Here is a 21,775-nt window from a genome sequence, read left to right on the forward strand (position 1 = left end):
GTCCAGTCTCGAAAATGCGGATTTACAATGCCTAAGCTACTTACTAAGAACAACACATTATAGCATCATCAAATGCATCTTCTGGAATATATACTTTATTGCCCTCTACTTTATAGGGAATGTTATTTCTTTCTAGCCTTTCTGTGTTAACAGTTTCTATAGTGTCGCCCCATTTTACATATTTTCCATTGTATTCTTTTTGACAAGCAGACAATATGAATAAAATAGATAGACAAAAAATCAGTATCAAATTCTTTTTCAAAGTCTTTGTCTCCTTTTAATTCCATTTTATCAGAAGGGATACTGTATAACACCATGTATATTCTATACATGTAAAGTTAACATAACGTCTCATTATCGGTAGCAACAAAAAGGAGGATTCCTTACGCTCAGAAGGAATCCCTTTTTTTATTTTCTATCACTCGATTCATCTTTTTATACATTCCTATCCTGTGATGGGTTTTACGATTCTCGTTTGTTACTGGATTAGCCAAAAAACGTTCTAAAATTTTGTATACTCTTTACTTGTTTTTTCAAAAAAGCTGGCGGTATCCCCCTCTTTAAGTTTATTAAAATACTTTCCACAATTTTTTCCGAAGCTATTACTTCAAATCACCTTTTATTACGATGCCCCCTCCCGCCTTCTCTCCAAAAAGGTAATACTCTCAATCACAACTTCAGTTCTATATATTCTCTTGCCTTGTTCATCATCGTAATTACTAGTCTGAATACGCCCTGTAATCCCAACGAGCGACCCCTTCTTACAATATTCAGCTACATTCTCAGCCGATTTGCGCCAAACGACACAATTAATAAAATCGACTTGTTGTTCACCTAAACTATTTCGAAATCCTCTATTCACCGCAACACATATCCGTGCATAAGCGACGCCTTGTTTTGTGTAGTATAATTCTGGCTCCTTTGTCAATCTACCGATTAATACAACTCGATTCATCATAAGTTATACCACCTCACATGTTTTTCTTCATTGTAAGGAGAAATGTTTGAATGGTAAAAAGCACAAAATGATATATCCGTAAGTAGAAAGTATTATTTTGGACCTTACAAAACAAAAAAAGAAACCATACATAGTTCAAACATGTATAGTTTCAAAATTTATTACACTTCAGTACAAGATATGTAATATCCTCCGCGAGCCATCTTTATTTCAGCACGGTACATTACATTTTCTAAGTAGAAAGTAATCGGTTTAACTTTACTCTCAAATTTTAGTCTTTCATTGCATTCAGCCGCATATCTCTCTATTGCTGAAGTAATGACTTTTGATGATGGATACGTTAAAGCATCATCTAGCTCTATGAAAAAACTTTTAGAAAATAGCTTTTTCATAACCCCTTTCTTCTCTTTCATCATATTCCATCCCCCCTTAACTCAAGTTACAAATATCCATATTATACCATAAAATCAATTTATCTTTAAAAATAAAAAAATCCTGCATTTCTCATGCAGGATTTTTTTATTAGTCATTTTTCGTAAAGTAAGAAACGAAACGAAGAATTTCTAAGTATAACCATACTAATGTAAGCATTAGTCCCATCGCAGTGTACCACTCCATATATTTCGGAGCTTGACTACGTACACCATTTTCGATTAAATCGAAATCTAGTAATAAGTTTAATGCAGCAACTACAATAACAACTGCACTAATAATAATACCGATTGTACCACCTTGGTGAATGTATGGAACAGTTACACCAAACATATTTAGTAGGAATACGACTAAATACATAACCATAATTCCAAGTGTTGCTGCCATAACGCCTGTACGGAATTTATCCGTTACTTTTACTACGCGTGTTGCATATAACACTAACATTGCAAATAGAATTGAGATTGTTAGTAATACAGCATTTAAAACGATAGAATCGCCAAATTTCATTGTATAAACTGCTGAAATACTTCCTAACACAACCCCTTCTACCGCTGCATAGATTGGTGCACCAAAAGGTGAAATACGCGGGAAGAACATAGACGCGAATGCGATGATTGCCGCAACGATTAAAGCACCAATTAATACTGGCATCTTCATCGTCCCCTGCATCATCTGTATGTATGAATAGACAGACGTTGCAAGTAGCAAGATAAGCATAATAAACGTTTTGCCTACTGTTCCGCCAATCGTCATCGCAGAAGCGCTTGCTCCCTCTTTACGGAATGCCTCTTTTTTCAACATTGGATTAGATGTTCTCATTTTTTCCCTCCTAAAATAGGTTCTACCAATAGTGTAAAGTTTTTCTCTTTACTTTTCAATATATGCAGCTTGTTTTTATTTTAATCCTTCAACGATGTCTGATAGTTCACTCCATCTTTCCATCTTTTTTTCTAGCTCTTCTTCTGTTTTCTGCTGTGCTTCAGATAATTCTTGTGCCTTTGTGAAGTCAGATCCAACTTTCGCAAGTTCTTCTCCAATTGACTCAATTTTTTCTTCAAGTTCGGCAATTGTATCTTCAATCGTTTCCCATTCACGCTGCTCATTGTATGAAAGTTTACGTTTACGTTGTTGTTTTGGAGCTTCTTCTACTACTTTTTTCTCTTTTTGAACTTCCGCTTTCTCCATAAGTTCTCTCGTTTTTTCCATTTCTAAATAATCTGTATAACTACCTAGAAACTCACGCACTTCGCCTCCGCCAGTAAAGATGAACAGTTCATCTACTACTTTATCTAAGAAGTAACGGTCATGCGATACAGTTAAAACGACACCTGGGAAATCCTCTAAATAATCTTCTAGTACTGTTAATGTTTGTGTATCTAGATCATTCGTAGGTTCATCAAGTAAAAGTACGTTTGGTTCTCCCATTAAAATACGTAATAAATATAAACGTCTTCTTTCACCACCAGATAGTTTACCAAGTGGTGTACCATGTGAATGCGTCGGGAATAAGAAACGTTCTAACATTTGAGATGCACCAATTACTTTTCCATCTGTCGTATGAATAACTTCTGCAATCTCTTTAATGTATTCAATCATACGCTGATTTAAATTCATCTCTTCATTTTCTTGCGTATAATAAGCAACTTTTACAGTTTGTCCTACTTCCACTTCACCACTATCAGGAGATAACTTACCTGCAAGCATATTTAATAGGGAAGATTTCCCGCTTCCATTCGCCCCAATAATTCCGATACGATCACCCGGTTTCACAATATGATTAAAATTATGTAATACCGTCTTATCGCCAAATTTTTTCGTTACATCTTTTAACTCAAGTACTTTCTTTCCTAGACGACTTCCGCTTAGTGCAATATCAACTGACTGTTTTGCAGCTGGTCCTTCTTGTGCCTTTAGCTCATCAAAACGCTGAATACGCGCCTTTTGTTTCGTAGAACGGGCTTTTGCACCACGACGAATCCAAGCAAGTTCACGACGATATAAATTTTGGCGTTTCGATTCTTGTGCCAATTCTTGCTCTTCACGAAGTGCTTTCGCTTCTAAAAATGTACTATAGTTTCCTTCGTAGCTATATAATTTACCATTATCTAATTCAAAAATACGATTCGTCACACGATCTAAGAAATAACGATCATGGGTTACAAGTAATACCGAACCTGTATATCTCGCTAAATATTCTTCTAACCATTCAACTGTCTCATGGTCAAGATGGTTCGTAGGCTCGTCTAAAATTAATAAATCAGGTGTTTCAATAAAACATTGTGCCATTGCGATACGTTTTTTCTGTCCACCAGATAAGTTCCCAACAATTGCAGTGAAGTCCGTAATTCCTAATTTCGTTAAAAGAGATTTCGCATTTGCATTTGCTTCCCATGCACTCATTGCATCCATACGTTGCTGCACTGCAAATAATTGTTCCTGTACTTTTTCATTACTTGGATCTTTTTCAATATTTAATAGTGCTTTTTCATAATCACGAAGAAGACGAATTAAAGGTGTATCACCATGGAACACTTGCTCTAATACTGTCAGTTTTTCATCAAACTCTGGTTGCTGTGATAAATAACTAATTGTATACCCACGTGAATGCGTCATATCACCTGTATCAGGAGTTTCTAATCCTGCAATAATTTTTAATAATGTCGATTTACCAGTTCCGTTTACACCAATAATTCCGACACGTTGTCCTTCTGTAATACTACATGATAATCCATCAAATAACGGCTTTTCCCCATATGATTTTGATAAGTTCTCCACAGTTAACATTTTCATATTTGTGCATTCCACTCTTTCATAAATTGTTCAATAAACTGTTCCATATAACGATGACGAATTTCAGCCTCTTGTTTTGCTGCATTCGTATTCATTAAATCTTTTAATTTCAAAAGTTTTTCATAAAAATGATTTAAAGATGGATCATTATTTTTTCTATATTCTTCTTTCGTCATTTCTTCACGCGGCGGAATAGTTGGGTCATACATTAATCTCCCTTTCGCCCCACCATATGCAAATGTACGAGCAATTCCTATTGCACCAAGAGCATCTAAACGATCCGCATCTTGAACAATTTTCCCTTCAAGTGACTCTACTGTGCCGCCATGGCCACCTTTATAAGACATATTGGCGATGATATGAAGAATATGTTTACTTTCCTCTTCTTCAACCCGTAGCTCTTCTAACCAATCAGAAACTTTTTTCATTCCTGCTTCTTCACTTTCATTTAGCTTTTCATCTGCCACATCGTGAAGTAATGCTGCCATTTCAATTATAAAACGATTTCCACCTTCTTGCTCAGATAAAGAAATCGCCATTTTATGTACACGTTCAATATGATACCAATCATGCCCACTCGCATCTTTTTCTAAAATATGTTTTACAAAAGTAATTGTTTTTTGAATTTTTTCTTGTTTTGTCATTTTATCTTCACCCAGTTACTTATTGTAACACGCCCGCATTTTTTCATCACATATTTTCTTGTCCGCCCATACACTAGGTGGTAGGCATCATCATGAAGGAGGAATAAACATGTTCTATAATAATCAACCGCCTTATCCAAGGCAACCATTGTATCCTCAACAACAAGAACAGAGATACACAGAACAATACGAAGAACAAGAGTTACAACAGCAAGAGCCACAATATGACGAAAACCCATATGCAACAACGCAAAACCAAGAAACTGAATTTCAACAAAATCCATATGACACACGTCCAAATTATGAATATCCTCAAAATCCATATGCAGCACTACAAAATCAAGAACAGCGATATCCTCAAAATCCATATGTAATACCACAAAACCAAGAACAACAATATCAACAAAATCCATATGCAGCACCACAAAACCAAGAACAACAATATCCTCAAAATCCATATGTAGCACCACAAAACCAAGAACAACAATATCCTCAAAATCCATATGTAGCACCACAAAACCCATACACAACTCAACCACAACAACCGCAATACCAACAACAAATGTATCAACCAAACTACGACGCACGTGTCTCACCACCTAAACCACCAACAATAGATCCAACTCAACCACAAATTTTACCGCCTGGACCAACACTAGACATTACACAACCACAAATATTGCCACCTGGACCAATTACTGAACCAACACAACAACAAATTCAACAAGTTGTCGGTACACAGTTTTTACCTTTCAAGAAACCCGTACTAGATTTCGTAAAACCATGGGTAGATTACGGTTTAAATGAAGCAAAACATACATCACATGAACACTCATTAACAGAAGTTGCTGCGATTATGTTTTTAGTTGGTAAAGGCTTCAATCCGACGATCGCACATTATATCGTTGAATCTTGGGAGAAGAATGAACAGTTTTAGAATTGTTTATTTGATAAAATATAAAAAACACAAAAGTGCCAAACCCCTTATACCACAAGGGTTTTGGCACTTTTTAATATATAAAACAAATTTTATTGAAATAATTATTTTTATAGATTTTCATACTTTTTTATATAGTACGTGAACATATACAGTACAAAATTACACCTTTGTATACACATTTTTAGAAACATCTTACGTTTATCAAACAATAACCAAAAGACGTACCTGCAACCTCATCATATAAATAATAGATATTAAAAAGAGGACACTATAAGCGCCCTCTTCCTTAGGTTTTAAATATGTTCTCCATGATCCATAAACACTTCAATTGCTTCGTTTTGTGGTATGTCTTTTACATTAGTAAGACCAAAAGTAAAAACAGCGGATAACATCATCATTAATAAGATTGCTTTTTTCATTTTAGCGCCCTTCTTTCTATGCTCTTTTTGTCTGCATCTAAAGCGATGTGCAAATACTTGCTTGCTTTTCTGTGATTTTCTGAACCATAGAATCTTTCACCTAAAAGAGAAGCATATTCTTTTACCCAATCATATAATTCTTCTTTTTCAAAATACGAAATACCTTCTATAACCACATTTTCTAATTCTTCTTGCGGTACATAGTTATGTACTGCTTTTAAAATTCGGAAATGATGACGATAACATAAGTCGCTAATCTTATAGCCATTCTCAATATATTCATTAGCGATATGACTATAACCTAACTTAAAATGTTCTCTTGCTAAAAGAAACATAGTTTTAGCGTTATTTTCTAATGAATCCTCTAAGTGTTTAATTGCTAACTCTGGCATGTTTTGACTTGCGTATAAAAGTCCTAAATTATGCTTAACTCGTTTAATAAGAAGTTCATCATTAGATTTTTGGAAGGTACCTAGTGCTGAAAGTAAATATTCCTCTGCACTTTCGAATTCATTTAGTCGAATGTGTGCCATTCCTAAAGTATTTAAGCATGCTGCAGTTTTTAATTCATACCCTGGACTAATTGAAAATACTTCATTCGCCTTTGTAGCAAATTGAACTGCTAGGATTGGTTTTAATACGTGATAGTAATGGACTGCAAGCCAATAATTAAATTCAGCTTTTTCAATTTCATCATGCATGTACTCTAAAAACGTTTCAGCTTTTTCAAATTGCATTCTTGCTTCACTATGGTTTGCTTTATTAATAGCGTAAATTGCTTTAAATAAATGATGATAGTACTCTAAAAATGTTTCTGTAGACTCTGGTAAAGGCTCGATTTTGTCCAGAATATCTTTTGTACTATCCATATCCCGAATTAGCAGTTTATACCGGGCATTCAATAAAGCGTAGTAGACTAATATTGTTTGGTCTTCCTTAATATTATTGATTTTATTTGCAATATCTTCTTTTATTTTCTGAGACTGTAATACACGTTGTGAAATCATAGCTTGATACCATTCGTTTAATAATTTTGTGATTTCTTCTTTAGAAATAATGTCAACACTCATCTACTTCTACCCCCTTTTGTTAAATGTTATCATGACATGCTTGTTTGCATAAATAAGTTTTTGAATATTCTAACTTGAAAAAATTATTTTTGAATATTCATGTTAACAAAATGGTCCCTTTTCAAACCTTAAAAAAGAACACATGTTTGTAGCGGAGTTAAAAAAACAAAAGTGAGGTATTACATCATGGAATATAACAGCTTTCCTGTAGTACGTGGAAGAGGTATGGTGAAATGGAATCCGTTTGCTTCAATACCGGAGCAATACGAGGAAATACATAGAATGTTTGAGGAACAATATAAAGTACCTAAACCTTTTTTAACACAAGATACTATGGAACGAATAGAAAGAGCGTTAATGCAATCTTTTCATGAGGAAGAAGAAATACATATCTCATACTATCGTGATGGAATGGTGCAAGACATGTACATAAATGTATTACATATTGAACCGATGACGAAAACTATATATTGTACAGATGCCTTTGGTTTGAATACTAAGTTTAAGTTTGATGAATTGGTGAATATAAATTAAAAGAAGCCGCCCGACAGGACTGAAGTGCACCCCAATTGTTAGACACAGCCTAACAATTGGGGTGCACTTCACATATATAGGTGGCTTTTGTACGACAAAAAAAAGAGCTCTGCTATACAGCAGAGCAAAAGAAAAATATATAACCCTATAAAAATAATACAAATTATTGATACTTTCAAAAGACGAAATTTAAATTTCCATCACAATAATAGCTATGTTTAAGTATGAAACATTCTACCTTCACTATAGCTATGAATATTCTTATTTTAGAATTCCATAGTATCCAAATAGCTCTTTGAGAAATACCTCAATACCGAACTTCTTCAAAGAATCTTTTCTTTGTTCAAAGAGAAGTTCTAAAACTTTTTTCTTATCTTTGTCTCTTCCATAATGAATCAACCTATGACAGTTCGGACATATACTAACTATATTTCCAACAATATCTAAACTATTTTCAAAATCAATTCATTTATACGATTAATTGTGTAAGAATTATGATGTGTGATTTCTCCTAATTCCTTGTACTGCCTTACGTTTTTTTCCATTTCACAATTACAACATTATTTTTTTGTAACTGTTTAAATTGCTCTTGTGTTTCAAAGTTTACAAAATTCATATCAATTCCCCTTTGTATGAAAATGAAATTTCTATAATAAAACTTTATAAGCTTTATATATCCATTCTTCATCTTTGTCTTCTTCCACATAAAAGATTTCTATTTTTATTTCCATACCATTTTCCATTAAAACGTGCGCTTCATATTTCCCATCTACATAACTAGCACAATCAATATTGTCTGCTACTATTTCTCTCCATTTATCAGGTAAACTATCATAAAAACGTTCAATGGCCGCTACTAAAACTAAATCTTCTAAATGAGCAGTTTTAAGGTTGTTTATTTTTAAAAACATCAAAAATGCCAAATCCCTTATATCACAAAGGATTTGGCATTTTTAAGTATCTAGAACACGCGCTAAATTTAAGGAGAAATTAACAGACATGAGTCCGGTATAATGCCGTGTCCACACCCAAGGATCGGTTACATAAAATAACGTATCTAACCTGGGAAGTCTATTAGCTTTTCCCCTTATAGTAACGCTCTCTTCTACTAAGACCTTTTCTTTCTAGGGCCTACAATTAATTTAATCGCTGTTCTCTCTTCATTATTGATAGAAATCTCTTGAAACGCTGGAACAAAAGCTAAGTCAATACCACTTGGAGCGACGAACCCTCTTGCAATCGCAATTGCTTTAATCGCTTGATTTATAGCTCCAGCCCCAATCGCTTGAATTTCCACATTACCACTTGTTCTTAGTACTCCTGCTATTGCACCTGCGACTGAATTTGGGCTTGATTTTGAAGATACCTTTAATATATTTTCCATGTAAGTTGCTCCTTCTATTATTTAATCTCTCTTTCGTTACAATTTTAAATATTTTAGCGTATCTTTAATTACTATTCACACCAAAAACAAATGATGCTTCATATGTACATTATTCTATATTTTCTGACTTTTTCCTGCTCAGCTACGCAAATAAAAGATAAACTGAATAGCCTAATATACATACAGTTAAATATCATAACTTCACCAAATGATAACATCCATACAGCTAAAGGTAATATTTCTGTTTTGTCAGACTAAATAAATATAGTAAAGTGAAATTTTAATGAGTGGGGGTTTAATTCATCCCCCACCTAACTTCTTTGCTTTCGCTGAATTTTGAGATGGGAGTCTTACTGCTCGGAAAATAGTGGGATAAACGTTTCCTCGTTACTTCAATCTATTTAGAAATTCCATTTATTTTTCTATCAAATTATAAACCTTATCATCTTCAAAAGGTGTTACAGGTAATACCCAAATACTACACTTCATCATTTGACCACTTTATATTCCAAATCTATTTCCTTTTATAGTACAAGCATACACGCCAATTGTGATTCATCTTCATAAACTACTATGTGGTTTAAATTTATTAAGAATAGGAGGTAATATTTTGGGTTCATACTATCATTCTTCAAACTCGTATAAAAAATGCTCATGCAAATCTTCTTCCAGTTCAAATAAAAAATGTTCATGTGACCATTCACATAAACGAAGCTGTCCTGCATACGGAACTTTTTGGCAAACTGAATTTATAACTGTTCCTTTTGGAGATCCTTTTCCATTTAATCACGTTGGACCTTTAGCAGGAGGTGTTTTCTTACTAAATCCTACTACTATACACTTTAGACAAGCTGGTGATTATAGAGTTTCGTTCATTTCCAGTATTAATACTACTTTAAATCCTGTATTTCCACATATCCCAGTCATAACTATATTTTTAAATAACAATCCACTTGCTAATAGTCAAGGTGACTTCGCTATTCAAATGAATACTTCATCAAATAACGAATGTCTTCAACTCGTTGGCGAAACAATTGTTACAGTGCCTGCTAATTCAACTCTTCAACTTAGAAATAATAGTGGTTTTAATCGTCAAAGTATTGTAACTTGTGACAATGGTATAAATTCAGTTGAATTAACAGTTACAAAACTAAGTTAAAATTATTTCTTCACATTCAGATGCTATTTCAGCATCTTTTTTTATTGAATAACAGTTTTTTCAACTTTTATTATCTCTCCCCACATAAAAAAGTGCAGAATTCTTTCTAACACAAGATTTCTGCACTTTTTATTATACTTATTTATTCTTCCTTATTTCTCTACATAAACCGACTTAACAATCGTACGATTATATGGTTTTCCTTCTTTATTCATCCCTTTTATATCCATCGTAACGTTATATACTCCCGGTTGTTTTATATCTTTCAAAGCACCTGTAAATGTATTCGTATTAACATTTTGTAATTCATTAAATTCAGAGACTAACTTACCTTCTTTATTAACGACTCTTACTGTTATGGAAAGATCCCCTTTCATTTCAGGTGCTACAGGTGATTTTTTCAGTTTATACTCAGGTTGATTTATTTTAACTTTTGTAGGCATTCGAAGAACAAATGGTGCGTCATCCTTGTAATCGCTTACAACTAAATATGCATCTTTCGACTGCTTCGCCATCATTTTGATTTTCCATTCGCCTACTTCTAATTTATCAAACTTAAACGTTCTAATTGTCGCCCCATTAAAAAAAGATTCGCCTTCACCAGTAGTTATAGCGCTATCTTTATTTGCATAGATTTTTCCTTTTGGAGATACCATTTGTACTTCTACATCAGAAGAAGCAGTTAGTATAGAAACGATTCCTTCCGCTTTTTTATCAACTGTAACGGTTTGCTCTATCCACTGATTTTGTGGTAATTCGCCTCCTAAAATATTTTGATTTGAAGTTGTATTTAATTGTTCTAGATCTCCATTTGAACTAGTGCTGGATGCTACTAAAGCTGGTAATCCCACATTTGTCGTACGTAAATATGGTTCAATTCGTGCAAAAACAGCTGATCCTTTTCTTATATTGTCATGATCAAATCTGGAATCTGTAAATAAATGTGTACCGTACGATAGCTTCGCACTCCATTCATTTACTAGTCCATCATTTGAACCGTACGATGATAAATATAACCCACCCATAGATAATGCAGAAAATGTTGGCCCCCAGCTAGTTCCAGTAGCCGTATAGTAACGGTTTAATTTAGCTGCTGGGTTGTTATCTATTATTGAACGAAACTTTGCCATTTCACCTATTTGTAACGAATACGTACCATCATCTTTTTGACCTAATATAGAAGCAAGCCACCCTGCCCACCAACTATATGACAAATCTGCTAAATTTGAGCCGTGATGCGGTGTAGCAAGTGTAATAACATTTCCAACAAATCGATTCGCACCATATTCAACTAATGCGGCTTGTGTATCAATACCACCTTTACTATGCGCTACAATATTAACTTTTTTACCGAAATGATTATATATTTCTTCAAGTTTTTGTGCTAACAACTTTCCGTTATCCCACTGACTAGCCGAACCTTTCCCTGCAGCATCATACAATTGTATAAACACTGTTTGATAGCCTGCTTTTAAAGCATAATCATACATATCATTTATATCATGATATACTGTCTTTCCATACCAACTATCAGCATTACCATTTCTTCCTTGTACAAAGAGAATTGGCGGTTTATTCTCATCATAATTAGCAGGTTTTTGGCCTAAAAACCATTCTCCAGGTGTGAATACTTCTGTATCAGGAAACCCCTTTCCAAGCTCTTTTATAACTTCTGCCTGTACATTTGTGCTAATCGTTGGAGCCATGATAAAAAATACAATTAGTAAGGCCACACATCTTCTCATCAGTCGCATATTACTCCCCCTATTTTTTTGAAAGAAGGTGTTCTTTATAATATTTTATATTTTCCCTTCCTTAATAATAGCTAATCTTTTATTTTTAAAAGATGTTAACCCTATTTTTAGAAGGTTACTAGTTGTATACCCTCTTCCTTAACTCTCGTTATTCTCTTTGTTTCTACCTCTTCCTTTTGATAGAATACGACAAAAAAGTTTCTCAATAATTGTTACCTTCGCTACACCCAGATATTTTTTAAATCATTATTGTTTATATAAAGCATACAAATCTTGAAAAAATTTTAGTAAAAAAACATTTTATTACTAGTTAGTTATTTAAAAATATAATAAAGATATGTACTTTCTTTTCATTAAATACAAACTAATTTTAAAGGAGCTTGTATTATAAGACTTTCCTACGATTAAAAATTAAACTGAAATTTCCGAATAGAAAATCATATTTCCAGAAACATATATTATGATAATTTCTGCACACTTGAATTAACTTTTTAGAAGTACTAACCTATCGGTGAACAGAAGAAAATTCTGTAAAAAGAAAGGAGAATACTTTATGATGACCAAATTACAAAAGGAGTTTTTTAAACGCTTAGAAATTCCTGCAAAAGAAATAACATTTGATGATTTAGATGAAATTCTCTTGAAAATGGGAATGATTCTCCCCTATGAAAATCTTGATATTATGGCTGGTACTATTAAAAATATCTCAAAAGATAACTTAATAGAAAAGTTACTTATTCAAAAACGAGGTGGACTTTGTTATGAATTAAACTCCCTATTGTATTATTTTTTAATTGATTGTGGGTTTCAAGTATACAAAGTAGCCGGTACTGTTTATGACCTTTACGATAATAAATGGAAACCCGATGATGGTCATGTCATTATCATATTAAGTCATGAGGATAAAGATTATGTTGTGGATGCAGGTTTTGCATCTCATCTCCCTTTACATCCAGTCCCTTTTAACGGAGAAGTCATCTCCTCTCAAACAGGAGAATATCGAATTCGTAAGCGAAATACTCGAAAAGGTACGCATATTTTAGAAATGAGAAAAGGAGCTAACGGGGAATCTACAAGTTTCTTACAGTCTGAACCTTCAAACGAATGGAAAATAGGCTATGCTTTCACTGTAGATCCAATAGATGAGAAAAAAGTGAATAAGATTCAAAAAGTGATTGTAGAGCATAAAGAATCTCCTTTTAATAAAGGAGCTATCACTTGTAAATTAACTACTTATGGTCACATATCATTAACAAATAAAAATTATACAGAAACCTTTAAAGGCACCAAAAATAAACGACCAATAGAATCTAAAGATTATGCTCGCATTCTTCGTGACTCTTTTGGAATAACGCAAGAGAAATATGTAGGAAAAACACTAGAAAGAGGCTAGTTGACTACAAGTATTTCATAATAAAGCAGATTCTATATTTAGAATCTGCTTTATTTTATATTTTGTTATAAATTAATTTAATTTTGTTGTTACCCTTTAATTTTCAATTATATACTCATCATCATATTTATCGTATTGTAGCCCTTTCCCTATCTTTGACTCCGTAACTTGATCTTTTAAAAACGGTGCAGCATCCATTTTACTAGTTGCAATTTCAATTCCATATTTTTTCGTTAAATGAGCTAACTCTATTAAAAACCACTCTCTTCGCAATGTAACTGGAATATCCAATGTTTTTCTTTTCATATATAATAGCACCTCTTTTATTTTCATAGCTTAAAAATATCACTGGATGCACTTATTAAAACTACCTTTCACCGCTAACATCCAATGAAACATTATAGTATATGCATGTCCATTTCAAACGTGCTATCACAAATATGATATTTAAGTTTACATAATTATATTATGTAATAGTAGAAAAGGAAGGCATGTCCCTTCCCCTTCTACTATAGAGATTTAAATTAAGAACATCTTGGTACACCTAAAGCTAAAAATAAACCTGCTACTCCCGCAGTAATCGGTACTTTTAACGTAATAACATCATCTACCTTCGTTACTAAAAAGTAAGCATTACCTTCTTGTAATATACAAGTTACCAACAATTGAAATTCCATTCAAATCTCCTCCTTTCAATCGATATACTATAATTTATGAAATCTCTTTCAAAAAGTAATAGGAAATATATCCATTTTTCCTTATATATAAAATAAATGTTTATAAGTCTATTAAAAATATTAATTTTCTAAATTTATACAAACCGTGTAATATCCAATAAACTCCTATATAATCAATAAGAAGAATCTTACAAATGGAGGTATGAAAATGTCGATTTTAAGTAATATTGGTGCAGCTTTATTTTTTATTGCTTTTATTCTTTTAATCTTATGTATCATTTCATTCTTTAAGAAAAATGGAAAAGCAAAACAATATGGACGTCCTACCGTTATTCTTTTTATGATTTCTATTATATTAATAACGGCCGGTACAACAAAATCGGAACACCCCGTCGTCGAGTTTTTTTCTACTTTAAGTTTCATTCTATTTATATTCTTCCTTGTTCTAGCAATCTTATCTGTTATTAAGAAAACAGGTGTAGCGAAAAAACAATTTATTATTACAGCTGTATTATTTGTCATTTTTGTTGCGTTATTAGGTATTTCAGCTCCTTCTTCTGAAAAAACGACAGCAACTAGTACAAAAGTTGCCTCTAATAATGAAGAGCCAAAAGATAGCGAACAGAAAAAAGAGCTAGAAAAGAAAGAGGCAGACGAAAAAACTCAAAAGCAAGAAGATGAGAAGCGTCTAGCCGAAGAACAAGCTCGTAAGCAAGAGGATGAAAAACGTCAGGCTGATGAACAAGCTCGTAAACAACAAGAAGAGCAAAAACGTCAGGCTGATGAACAAGCTCGTAAACAACAAGAAGAGCAAAAACGTCAGGCTGATGAACAAGCTCGTAAACAACAAGAAGAACAAAAACGTCAGGCTGATGAACAAGCTCGTAAACAACAAGAAGAACAAAAAGCACAGCAAGCTCAAACACAACCAGCTAATGGTAATACTGATAGTGCATACTACAAAAATTGTGCTGCAGTTAGAGCAGCTGGGAAAGCTCCTTTACATAAAGGGCAACCAGGTTATAGCTCTCATCTTGATCGTGATGGCGATGGAATTGCATGTGAAAAATAGTAATAAAAAAGAAGCTTTTACTAAGCTTCTTTTTTATTAACGTAAAATATTACCACTTATTACTTTCCCCCTTATTTTAATAACATTCTTCTTATTATTCTCAAAAACGACACAGAATAAGTGATTTCAATCACTACATAGATTTTAATTTATCGCTATTCTTAATTTAGATATTACATTAAAACTTTATGGAGGCATTCATATGGAACATACATTTACTGAAACTTCAATTGTTGGTGAGATTGTTACACAATTTCCGAAAGCTAGTGATCTTTTTAAATCATATAGAATAGATTTTTGTTGTGGCGGTAATAAGCCACTTATTGATGCAATTCATGAAAGAAATTTATCAGCTACTGAAGTGCTTACAGAGTTAAATACGCTTTATCATAATACGAAACGATTAAATGAATCGGAAATTGATTGGAAAAATGCTTCTTATCGTGAATTGATTGATTATGTTATAAATAAGCATCATCGCTATTTAAATGAAGAATTACCACAGTTAAGTCCATATGTGACAAAAGTATTACGTGTTCATGGGGCAAGTCAGCCTCATTTAGCTCAAATTCATAAGCTATTTCATGAACTTAAAATGGAATTAGAACAGCATTTAATTAAAGAAGAAATGGAAGATTTCCCATTAATTTTAGAATTTGAACAAAATCCAACTGATGAAAATTATACAAAGTTACGTAAAGTAGTGGATGAACTAGAAAATGAGCACAATCATGCCGGAAATATTATAAAAGAACTTCGTAAAGTGACAAATGACTTTACTCCTCCAGAAGGCGCTTGCGGTACTTATCGACTTGTCTACCAACGTCTTGAAGCTCTAGAGTATGATTTATTTGAGCATATTCATTTAGAAAATAATATTTTATTTCCGCGTGCCATTACGAAAGCATAAATCAAGTGCAGGACATGAGTGTAAATACTTATGGCCTGCTTTTTCGTTTTGCGAAAAATATTCACATCCCCTTCACATAAAACCGAATTTTAACAATTTGTGAATCATTATAAAAATGTGATAAATATCACATCTTCCCCTTATTTGATTTTCTATAATAAAAATATAATCCTTTGTTCAATATTTCACATAAAAAGGGGAAACGAAAATGAAAAAACGTTTAGTTATGATCGGAAATGGTATGGCTGGCATTCGCTGTATGGAAGAAATCTTAAAACATGATAGTGATTCATATGAGATTACTATTTTTGGAGATGAACCGCATCCAAACTACAACCGCATTATGCTTTCTCATGTTTTACAAGGCAAAACAAATATGCAAGATATCATTATGAATGAATACAGTTGGTATGAAGAAAACGAAATAACTTTGTATACGAATGAAAGAGTTCAAAGTATTAACCGAGAAGAAAAAATTATTATTACAGAAAAGAAGCGTACTCTTACATACGACAAGCTCATTATCGCAACAGGTTCTAGTGCTTTTATTTTACCTGTTGAAGGTTCCGCACTTTCTGGTGTAACAGGATTTCGAACTATTGAAGATACACAATTTATGATAGATACCGCTAAAGAAAAGAAAAAGGCCGTTGTCATTGGTGGCGGGTTACTCGGTTTAGAAGCCGCAAGAGGTCTAATTGATTTAGGAATGGACGTACATGTTGTTCATTTAATGCCTAGCTTAATGGAGCAACAACTAGATACGAAAGCAGCTGCTCTTCTGCGTGAAGATTTAGAAGCACAAAGCATGAAGTTTTTAATGGAAAAGAAAACTGTAAAAATTCTTGGTACAGACCATGTTGAGGGCATTCAATTTGAAGATGGTGAAGTTGTAGATTGTGATTTAATCGTAATGGCTGTCGGTATACGCCCAAATACGCAAATAGCAAAAGATGCTGGTCTAATTGTAAATCGCGGTATTGTAGTCAATGACTATATGCTAACAAATGATGAGTCCATTTATGCAGTTGGAGAATGTGCAGAGCATGACGGTATCGCATATGGACTTGTTGCTCCTCTTTATGAACAAGGTGCGATATTAGCAAAACATATAACAAATTTACAAACTGATGGATATTCGGGCAGTATCGTCGGTACACAATTAAAAGTTGCTGGTTGTGATTTATTCTCTGCTGGCCAAATTTATGAAGATGATCAAACGAAAGCAATATCCATCTTTAATGAATGTAAACGTTCCTATAAAAAAGTATTAATTCGTGATAATAAAGTCGTCGGTATCGTTTTATACGGTGATACAGCTGACGGTACCCGCCTCTTTAGCATGTTAAAGAAAGAAGAAGATATACAAGAATATACACCAGCTTCCATTCTTCACAAAGCTGGTGAAGAATGTGAACTTGACGTTGCTACTATGAGTGCGGATGACACAATTTGCGGATGTAATGGTGTTACGAAAGGCACAATCGTTCACGCCATTTTAGAACAGGAGTTAAAGACTTTTGAAGAAGTTAAAGCCTGTACGAAAGCCGCAGGGTCTTGTGGTAAATGTCGTCCGCTTGTAGAACAAGTTTTATCTCATACACTTGGAGATGCTTTTGATGCTTCTGCACAGTCTACCGGTATGTGCGGATGTACACCTTTATCACGTGATGAAGTCGTAGCGGCCATTCATGAGAAAGGTTTAAAATCTCCAAAAGAAGTACGAAACGTTCTTGGTTTTGTACATGAAGATGGATGTTCGAAATGTCGTCCTGCTTTAAACTACTATTTACGTATGGCGATTCCAGAAGAATATGAAGATGATAAATCATCCCGTTTCGTGAATGAAAGAATGAATGGTAACATCCAGCACGATGGTACCTTCTCTGTTATTCCACGTATGTACGGAGGCGTTACAACAGCAGATGATTTAATGAAAATTGCTGAAGTTGCGAAAAAGTACGATGTTCCACTTGTGAAAATTACAGGTGCGAGCCGAATTGGCTTATACGGTGTTAAGAAACAAGATTTACCTAACGTATGGGCTGAATTAAATATGGCTTCTGGATATGCGTATTCAAAATCTCTTCGTAATGTAAAATCATGTGTTGGCTCTCGTTTCTGCCGTTTCGGTACGAAAGATTCATTAGGACTTGGTATGTTGCTTGAACAATCATTAGAAATGGTAGATACACCTCATAAAATGAAGATGGGTGTAACGGGCTGTCCACGTAACTGTGCGGAAGTACTGACGAAAGATTTTGGCGTTGTTTGTGTCGAAAATGGATACCAACTTTATATTGGCGGAAATGGTGGTACGGAAGTACGCGAAGCTGATTTTGTAATGATTGTCCCTACTGAAGATGATGTCCTTCGCATCGCTACAGCTTACATGCAATATTATCGTGAAACTGGTATTTATGGAGAGCGTACTGCCTACTGGACAGAACGATTAGGCTTCGATCACATAAAGGAAATACTGCAAGATGCAAATATGGTCACTAAGTTAAATGAACGTTTCCAAAAAGCTCGTGGCACATATAAAGAAGCATGGGGACAAGCACTAGAAACGAAATCATTAAAAGCGATGTATGAAGTAGAAACTGTGAAATAAGGAGCTGTGATCTATATGATACAAACGAAAGAAAAAATAAAAGTTATGCGTGCAGAAGACCTTCCTATTCAAATCGGTAAAGAGGTGCAAATGAAAGGTATGTCTTTCGCCCTATTCCGCCTTTCAAATGGCGATATTCGAGCTGTAGAAAATCGTTGTCCTCATAAAAAAGGGCCATTAGCGGAAGGTATTGTATCTGGAGAATTCGTCTTTTGTCCCCTACATGATTGGAAAATTTCACTACTAACAGGTGAAGTTCAAAAACCTGATGACGGTTGTATTCAAACGTATGAAGTAGAAGTTATTGACGGGGATATTTATATATACATGTAATTTAAAAAAGGAAGCCTCCCCTGGCTTCCTTTTAAATAAAAATAGACGAGGTGCGAATATGAACGGATATGTATATTTAGTTGGTGCAGGACCAGGTGATGAAGGGCTTATTACAAAAAAAGCGATAGAGTGCTTAAATCGTGCAGATATCGTCTTATATGACCGCTTATTAAACCCGTCCTTTCTTAATTATACAAAAGAAACATGTGAACTTATTTATTGCGGAAAAATGCCAAAGAATCATACTATGCGTCAAGAAATGATTAACTCACACCTCCTTCAATTTGCGAAAGAAGGAAAAATCATAGTCCGCTTAAAAGGCGGAGATCCATCTATTTTTGGCCGTGTTGGTGAAGAAGCAGAAACTTTAGCATCAGCAAATATTCCATATGAAATTGTACCAGGTATTACATCTAGCATCGCCGCTAGTATCTATGCAGGTATTCCCCTCACCCACCGTGACTACAGTAATAGCGTCACTTTATTAACCGGACATGCAAAAGGTCCTTTAACCGATCATGGAAAATATAATTCATCTTACAATAGCGACACGATTGCCTACTACATGGGTATAAAAAACTTACCTACAATTTGTGAAAACTTACTACAAGCAGGAAAAAAAGAAGATACGCCAGTAGCAGTCATTGAATGGGGTACAACTGGTAAACAGCGCGTTGTCACAGGGACACTGTCTACCATTGTTTCTATTGTCAAAAACGAAAATATTTCTAATCCTTCTATGACAATTGTTGGTGATGTCGTTTCCTTACGGGATCAAATCTCTTGGAAAGAACGCAAGCCATTGCACGGCAAGAAAGTTTTATTTGCATCTGCAACGAATAAAACAAGTTCAATGAAGCAAAAGTTACAAGAAGCCGGTGCAGAAATATATCAAATTCCTACTTTCAAAAAGGTAGAATACACATTAACACTTGAACAAATCAATGAAATTTTTAACGTTAATCGTCTTGTTTTTTGTTCAGCTGAAAGTGTAGAAATATTGATGCAATCATGTAGTAAACACCAAAAAGATATTCGTTCTTTACAAGCGCAACTACAACATATGAACGTTGCCACTCAAGAAAAACTTATGCAATATGGGCTACTAAGTAAACAAGCAGAGTTCTCTTCCAATACAACAGTTTATTTAGGACGAAACATTAACCGAATTGCTTTTATACAAGAAAAAATTGGTGCTGGTTCCTATATGATGACTCATGAGTACACAATTGATCATCGCTTCGATGAAATTCATTCACGTATGCTTTCTGAATTCTCATGGGATAGCATTGTATTTGAAGGTCGTGCTTCTATTGATACGTTTCTAGCAGAAATAAAACGCCTTGGCTTTATCAATATTCTTACTCTCCCATTCTCGTATACCGACGTTCCAACTTTATACTATGCAAATAAAGTTGGGTTTCATAACGTAGATCATCAATTACAAGAAACTCTTATGAAGAAAGACATGGTGAGACAATGAAAGGAATTGTATATGTTGGACATGGGAGCCGGCTACAAGAAGGTAATGAACAATTCATTCAATTTATTCAATCTGTTATGAAAGAGCGAAACGAAAGAATTCAAAAAATAGCTTTTCTAGAACTAACGACACCTACTATTTCGGATGCAGTTACAGAAACGATAATAGAGGGAGTAACTGAAATAATGATTGTACCTGTTTTATTATTTGCAGCAGCTCACTATAAACGTGATATTCCTTTTGAAATAGAACAACTACAAAAGAAATATCCACAAATAACATTTTCAGTTGTACCTCCTTTTAGTACACATCCACATATGGTGGAACTTGTAGTGAAAAGAATACGTGAAGCTATGCCAATGCAAAATAGTAGTATTTTACTCGTAGGACGAGGCAGTAGTGATACACAACCGATACATGAGTTACAACTAATCGGAGCAGCTGTCGAACGAAAACTTGGTATGCCAGTATCCTGTTCCTTTTTAACGAAAGGAACTCCCTCTTTTACTGCCGAGCTCAAGGATATAACATCGACTGCGTCCCATGTATATGTCATGCCATACCTTCTCTTTACCGGATTATTACTTCAAAAAATTGAATTGCATACAAAAAAATATAATCATGTTACGACTTGTAACTGTCTTCAGTTTGATACATATATGAAACTAACATTGTTAGAACGAATGGAGGAATGCATATATGTATAACATGTACCCTCTTATGTTTAATCTACAAAATAAAGTCGTTGTTATCATTGGTGGAGGTAAAATTGCATATCGAAAAGCGTCTGGATTAAAAGATACAGGCGCTTTCGTCACTGTTGTCAGCCCAGAAATTTGCGAGGAAATGAAGGAACTTTCTTATATTACTTGGAAGCAAAAAGCTTTTAGTAATGATGATATTAAAGATGCTCACCTTATTTATGCAGCTACAAATCAACACGCTGTAAATATGATGGTCAAACAGGCCGCTCATGATTTCCAGTGGGTTAACGTTGTAAGTGATGGTACAGAATCATCTTTTCACACACCTGGCGTTATAAGAAATAATGAATATGTTGTCACTATTTCAACTTCTGGTAAAGATCCATCATTTACGAAGCGTTTGAAGCAAGAACTAACATCTATATTGCCTAAACTTATAAAAAAGATTTCTCGTACACATAAATTGTAATCTATTTCTTAGTTAAAATAGTAATTACCTTTG

The 21,775-nt window shown here is 34.0% G+C and carries 24 protein-coding genes; 11 read left to right on the plus strand and 13 right to left on the minus strand.

The genetic code is table 11. The features are described 5' to 3' along the window. Positions 1 to 43: 43 nt before the first annotated feature. The 6 genes from ACTFR8_RS03750 to ACTFR8_RS03775 all read right to left on the minus strand — a co-directional run bounded on the left by ACTFR8_RS03750 (position 44) and on the right by ACTFR8_RS03775 (position 4,827). Positions 44 to 262, minus strand: a complete 219-nt coding sequence (locus tag ACTFR8_RS03750) for a hypothetical protein (protein WP_000739870.1) — start codon at positions 260 to 262, stop codon at positions 44 to 46. Between the two features lie 360 nt (positions 263 to 622). Continuing rightward, positions 623 to 958: a single-stranded DNA-binding protein gene (locus tag ACTFR8_RS03755; RefSeq protein ID WP_000982014.1), complete on the minus strand. Its 336-nt coding sequence runs from the start codon at positions 956 to 958 to the stop codon at positions 623 to 625. Positions 959 to 1,119: 161 nt separating this feature from the next. After that, complete coding sequence (locus ACTFR8_RS03760; RefSeq protein ID WP_098963518.1) at positions 1,120 to 1,374, minus strand: DUF4318 domain-containing protein; 255 nt, start codon at positions 1,372 to 1,374, stop codon at positions 1,120 to 1,122. A gap of 106 nt (positions 1,375 to 1,480) precedes the next feature. After that, positions 1,481 to 2,212, minus strand: a complete 732-nt coding sequence (locus ACTFR8_RS03765) for a Bax inhibitor-1/YccA family protein (RefSeq protein WP_001260655.1) — start codon at positions 2,210 to 2,212, stop codon at positions 1,481 to 1,483. 75 nt (positions 2,213 to 2,287) lie between these two features. Next, entirely contained in the window at positions 2,288 to 4,183 is a 1,896-nt protein-coding gene (locus ACTFR8_RS03770; RefSeq protein WP_000783169.1) for an ABC-F family ATP-binding cassette domain-containing protein, read from the minus strand. Continuing rightward, a complete protein-coding gene (locus tag ACTFR8_RS03775; RefSeq protein ID WP_000165966.1) occupies positions 4,180 to 4,827 on the minus strand; it encodes an HD domain-containing protein in 648 nt (215 codons plus the stop codon). Before ACTFR8_RS03775 ends, ACTFR8_RS03770 begins: the two co-directional genes overlap by 4 nt. 109 nt (positions 4,828 to 4,936) lie before the next feature. Here ACTFR8_RS03775 and ACTFR8_RS03780 point away from each other — a divergent pair, with 109 nt between their 5' ends. Beyond that, positions 4,937 to 5,764 carry a hypothetical protein gene (locus ACTFR8_RS03780; RefSeq protein WP_098963520.1) on the plus strand — a complete coding sequence of 276 codons (828 nt, stop codon included), beginning with the start codon at positions 4,937 to 4,939 and terminating at the stop codon, positions 5,762 to 5,764. A 296-nt stretch (positions 5,765 to 6,060) separates the two neighbouring features. On the opposite strand, the gene ACTFR8_RS03785 is transcribed toward ACTFR8_RS03780, so the two are convergent. Both ACTFR8_RS03785 and ACTFR8_RS03790 read right to left on the minus strand, forming a co-directional pair. Next, positions 6,061 to 6,186 (minus strand): hypothetical protein, encoded by a 126-nt coding sequence (locus ACTFR8_RS03785; RefSeq protein WP_000709202.1) that lies wholly within the window; start codon positions 6,184 to 6,186, stop codon positions 6,061 to 6,063. Then, complete coding sequence (locus tag ACTFR8_RS03790; RefSeq protein ID WP_000109862.1) at positions 6,183 to 7,256, minus strand: tetratricopeptide repeat protein; 1,074 nt, start codon at positions 7,254 to 7,256, stop codon at positions 6,183 to 6,185. The genes ACTFR8_RS03785 and ACTFR8_RS03790 overlap by 4 nt, the downstream gene beginning before the upstream one ends. Positions 7,257 to 7,442: 186 nt before the next feature. Here ACTFR8_RS03790 and ACTFR8_RS03795 point away from each other — a divergent pair, with 186 nt between their 5' ends. Next, a complete protein-coding gene (locus tag ACTFR8_RS03795; protein WP_000456233.1) occupies positions 7,443 to 7,790 on the plus strand; it encodes a YolD-like family protein in 348 nt (115 codons plus the stop codon). 647 nt (positions 7,791 to 8,437) lie between these two features. Here the strand turns inward: ACTFR8_RS03795 and ACTFR8_RS03800 are convergent. Both ACTFR8_RS03800 and ACTFR8_RS03805 read right to left on the minus strand, forming a co-directional pair. After that, on the minus strand, positions 8,438 to 8,701 hold the full coding sequence (locus ACTFR8_RS03800; RefSeq protein ID WP_000478848.1) for a hypothetical protein: 264 nt from the start codon (positions 8,699 to 8,701) through the stop codon (positions 8,438 to 8,440). Positions 8,702 to 8,898: 197 nt separating this feature from the next. Further along, the gene (locus ACTFR8_RS03805; protein WP_000427801.1) at positions 8,899 to 9,174 is read right to left on the minus strand and encodes a stage V sporulation protein S; all 276 of its coding nucleotides are present in this window, start codon (positions 9,172 to 9,174) and stop codon (positions 8,899 to 8,901) included. Between the two features lie 610 nt (positions 9,175 to 9,784). On the opposite strand from ACTFR8_RS03805, the gene ACTFR8_RS03810 reads away from it, so the two are divergent. After that, positions 9,785 to 10,333 carry a hypothetical protein gene (locus ACTFR8_RS03810; protein ID WP_000536151.1) on the plus strand — a complete coding sequence of 183 codons (549 nt, stop codon included), beginning with the start codon at positions 9,785 to 9,787 and terminating at the stop codon, positions 10,331 to 10,333. 152 nt (positions 10,334 to 10,485) lie between these two features. Here ACTFR8_RS03810 and ACTFR8_RS03815 read toward each other — a convergent pair whose 3' ends face one another. Beyond that, entirely contained in the window at positions 10,486 to 12,087 is a 1,602-nt protein-coding gene (locus ACTFR8_RS03815; protein ID WP_001238692.1) for an esterase/lipase family protein, read from the minus strand. Between the two features lie 553 nt (positions 12,088 to 12,640). On the opposite strand from ACTFR8_RS03815, the gene ACTFR8_RS03820 reads away from it, so the two are divergent. Next, positions 12,641 to 13,480: an arylamine N-acetyltransferase family protein gene (locus tag ACTFR8_RS03820; protein WP_000988427.1), complete on the plus strand. Its 840-nt coding sequence runs from the start codon at positions 12,641 to 12,643 to the stop codon at positions 13,478 to 13,480. 96 nt (positions 13,481 to 13,576) lie between these two features. Here ACTFR8_RS03820 and ACTFR8_RS03825 read toward each other — a convergent pair whose 3' ends face one another. After that, positions 13,577 to 13,786: a hypothetical protein gene (locus ACTFR8_RS03825; protein ID WP_000824205.1), complete on the minus strand. Its 210-nt coding sequence runs from the start codon at positions 13,784 to 13,786 to the stop codon at positions 13,577 to 13,579. A 218-nt stretch (positions 13,787 to 14,004) separates the two neighbouring features. Beyond that, a complete protein-coding gene (exsG, locus tag ACTFR8_RS03830) occupies positions 14,005 to 14,157 on the minus strand; it encodes an exosporium protein ExsG (RefSeq protein ID WP_000395679.1) in 153 nt (50 codons plus the stop codon). Positions 14,158 to 14,365: 208 nt separating this feature from the next. On the opposite strand from exsG, the gene ACTFR8_RS03835 reads away from it, so the two are divergent. The 7 genes from ACTFR8_RS03835 to ACTFR8_RS03865 all read left to right on the plus strand — a co-directional run bounded on the left by ACTFR8_RS03835 (position 14,366) and on the right by ACTFR8_RS03865 (position 21,742). Then, positions 14,366 to 15,229, plus strand: a complete 864-nt coding sequence (locus ACTFR8_RS03835; RefSeq protein WP_000025810.1) for an excalibur calcium-binding domain-containing protein — start codon at positions 14,366 to 14,368, stop codon at positions 15,227 to 15,229. A 202-nt stretch (positions 15,230 to 15,431) separates the two neighbouring features. Next, a complete protein-coding gene (gene ric / locus ACTFR8_RS03840; protein WP_252209944.1) occupies positions 15,432 to 16,139 on the plus strand; it encodes an iron-sulfur cluster repair di-iron protein in 708 nt (235 codons plus the stop codon). Positions 16,140 to 16,347: 208 nt separating this feature from the next. Next, positions 16,348 to 18,753, plus strand: a complete 2,406-nt coding sequence (gene nirB / locus ACTFR8_RS03845) for an NADPH-nitrite reductase large subunit (protein ID WP_044584405.1) — start codon at positions 16,348 to 16,350, stop codon at positions 18,751 to 18,753. A gap of 15 nt (positions 18,754 to 18,768) precedes the next feature. Continuing rightward, positions 18,769 to 19,086, plus strand: coding sequence for a nitrite reductase small subunit NirD (nirD, locus tag ACTFR8_RS03850; RefSeq protein ID WP_000616682.1), 318 nt, complete (start codon positions 18,769 to 18,771; stop codon positions 19,084 to 19,086). A gap of 58 nt (positions 19,087 to 19,144) precedes the next feature. After that, positions 19,145 to 20,569, plus strand: a complete 1,425-nt coding sequence (locus tag ACTFR8_RS03855) for a uroporphyrin-III C-methyltransferase (protein WP_061139406.1) — start codon at positions 19,145 to 19,147, stop codon at positions 20,567 to 20,569. Continuing rightward, positions 20,566 to 21,276, plus strand: a complete 711-nt coding sequence (locus ACTFR8_RS03860; protein ID WP_000676474.1) for a sirohydrochlorin chelatase — start codon at positions 20,566 to 20,568, stop codon at positions 21,274 to 21,276. The genes ACTFR8_RS03855 and ACTFR8_RS03860 overlap by 4 nt, the downstream gene beginning before the upstream one ends. Beyond that, positions 21,269 to 21,742 carry a precorrin-2 dehydrogenase gene (locus tag ACTFR8_RS03865; RefSeq protein WP_000282595.1) on the plus strand — a complete coding sequence of 158 codons (474 nt, stop codon included), beginning with the start codon at positions 21,269 to 21,271 and terminating at the stop codon, positions 21,740 to 21,742. Before ACTFR8_RS03860 ends, ACTFR8_RS03865 begins: the two co-directional genes overlap by 8 nt. Positions 21,743 to 21,775 lie beyond the last annotated feature (33 nt).

This window comes from Bacillus cereus group sp. MYBK15-3 (assembly GCF_051916765.1).
Classification (GTDB): Bacteria; Bacillota; Bacilli; order Bacillales; family Bacillaceae_G; genus Bacillus_A; species Bacillus_A cereus.

Coding starts and splice junctions, on each gene's coding strand:
- ACTFR8_RS03755 (WP_000982014.1), bottom strand. CDS start 958: ATGATGAATCGAGTTGTATTAATCGGTAGATTGACAAAGGAGCCAGAA.
- ACTFR8_RS03760 (WP_098963518.1), bottom strand. CDS start 1,374: ATGATGAAAGAGAAGAAAGGGGTTATGAAAAAGCTATTTTCTAAAAGT.
- ACTFR8_RS03765 (WP_001260655.1), bottom strand. CDS start 2,212: ATGAGAACATCTAATCCAATGTTGAAAAAAGAGGCATTCCGTAAAGAG.
- ACTFR8_RS03770 (WP_000783169.1), bottom strand. CDS start 4,183: ATGAAAATGTTAACTGTGGAGAACTTATCAAAATCATATGGGGAAAAG.
- ACTFR8_RS03775 (WP_000165966.1), bottom strand. CDS start 4,827: ATGACAAAACAAGAAAAAATTCAAAAAACAATTACTTTTGTAAAACAT.
- ACTFR8_RS03780 (WP_098963520.1), top strand. CDS start 4,937: ATGTTCTATAATAATCAACCGCCTTATCCAAGGCAACCATTGTATCCT.
- ACTFR8_RS03785 (WP_000709202.1), bottom strand. CDS start 6,186: ATGAAAAAAGCAATCTTATTAATGATGATGTTATCCGCTGTTTTTACT.
- ACTFR8_RS03790 (WP_000109862.1), bottom strand. CDS start 7,256: ATGAGTGTTGACATTATTTCTAAAGAAGAAATCACAAAATTATTAAAC.
- ACTFR8_RS03795 (WP_000456233.1), top strand. CDS start 7,443: ATGGAATATAACAGCTTTCCTGTAGTACGTGGAAGAGGTATGGTGAAA.
- ACTFR8_RS03800 (WP_000478848.1), bottom strand. CDS start 8,701: ATGTTTTTAAAAATAAACAACCTTAAAACTGCTCATTTAGAAGATTTA.
- ACTFR8_RS03805 (WP_000427801.1), bottom strand. CDS start 9,174: ATGGAAAATATATTAAAGGTATCTTCAAAATCAAGCCCAAATTCAGTC.
- ACTFR8_RS03815 (WP_001238692.1), bottom strand. CDS start 12,087: ATGCGACTGATGAGAAGATGTGTGGCCTTACTAATTGTATTTTTTATC.
- ACTFR8_RS03820 (WP_000988427.1), top strand. CDS start 12,641: ATGATGACCAAATTACAAAAGGAGTTTTTTAAACGCTTAGAAATTCCT.
- ACTFR8_RS03825 (WP_000824205.1), bottom strand. CDS start 13,786: ATGAAAAGAAAAACATTGGATATTCCAGTTACATTGCGAAGAGAGTGG.
- exsG (WP_000395679.1), bottom strand. CDS start 14,157: ATGGAATTTCAATTGTTGGTAACTTGTATATTACAAGAAGGTAATGCT.
- ACTFR8_RS03835 (WP_000025810.1), top strand. CDS start 14,366: ATGTCGATTTTAAGTAATATTGGTGCAGCTTTATTTTTTATTGCTTTT.
- ric (WP_252209944.1), top strand. CDS start 15,432: ATGGAACATACATTTACTGAAACTTCAATTGTTGGTGAGATTGTTACA.
- nirB (WP_044584405.1), top strand. CDS start 16,348: ATGAAAAAACGTTTAGTTATGATCGGAAATGGTATGGCTGGCATTCGC.
- nirD (WP_000616682.1), top strand. CDS start 18,769: ATGATACAAACGAAAGAAAAAATAAAAGTTATGCGTGCAGAAGACCTT.
- ACTFR8_RS03855 (WP_061139406.1), top strand. CDS start 19,145: ATGAACGGATATGTATATTTAGTTGGTGCAGGACCAGGTGATGAAGGG.
- ACTFR8_RS03860 (WP_000676474.1), top strand. CDS start 20,566: ATGAAAGGAATTGTATATGTTGGACATGGGAGCCGGCTACAAGAAGGT.
- ACTFR8_RS03865 (WP_000282595.1), top strand. CDS start 21,269: ATGTATAACATGTACCCTCTTATGTTTAATCTACAAAATAAAGTCGTT.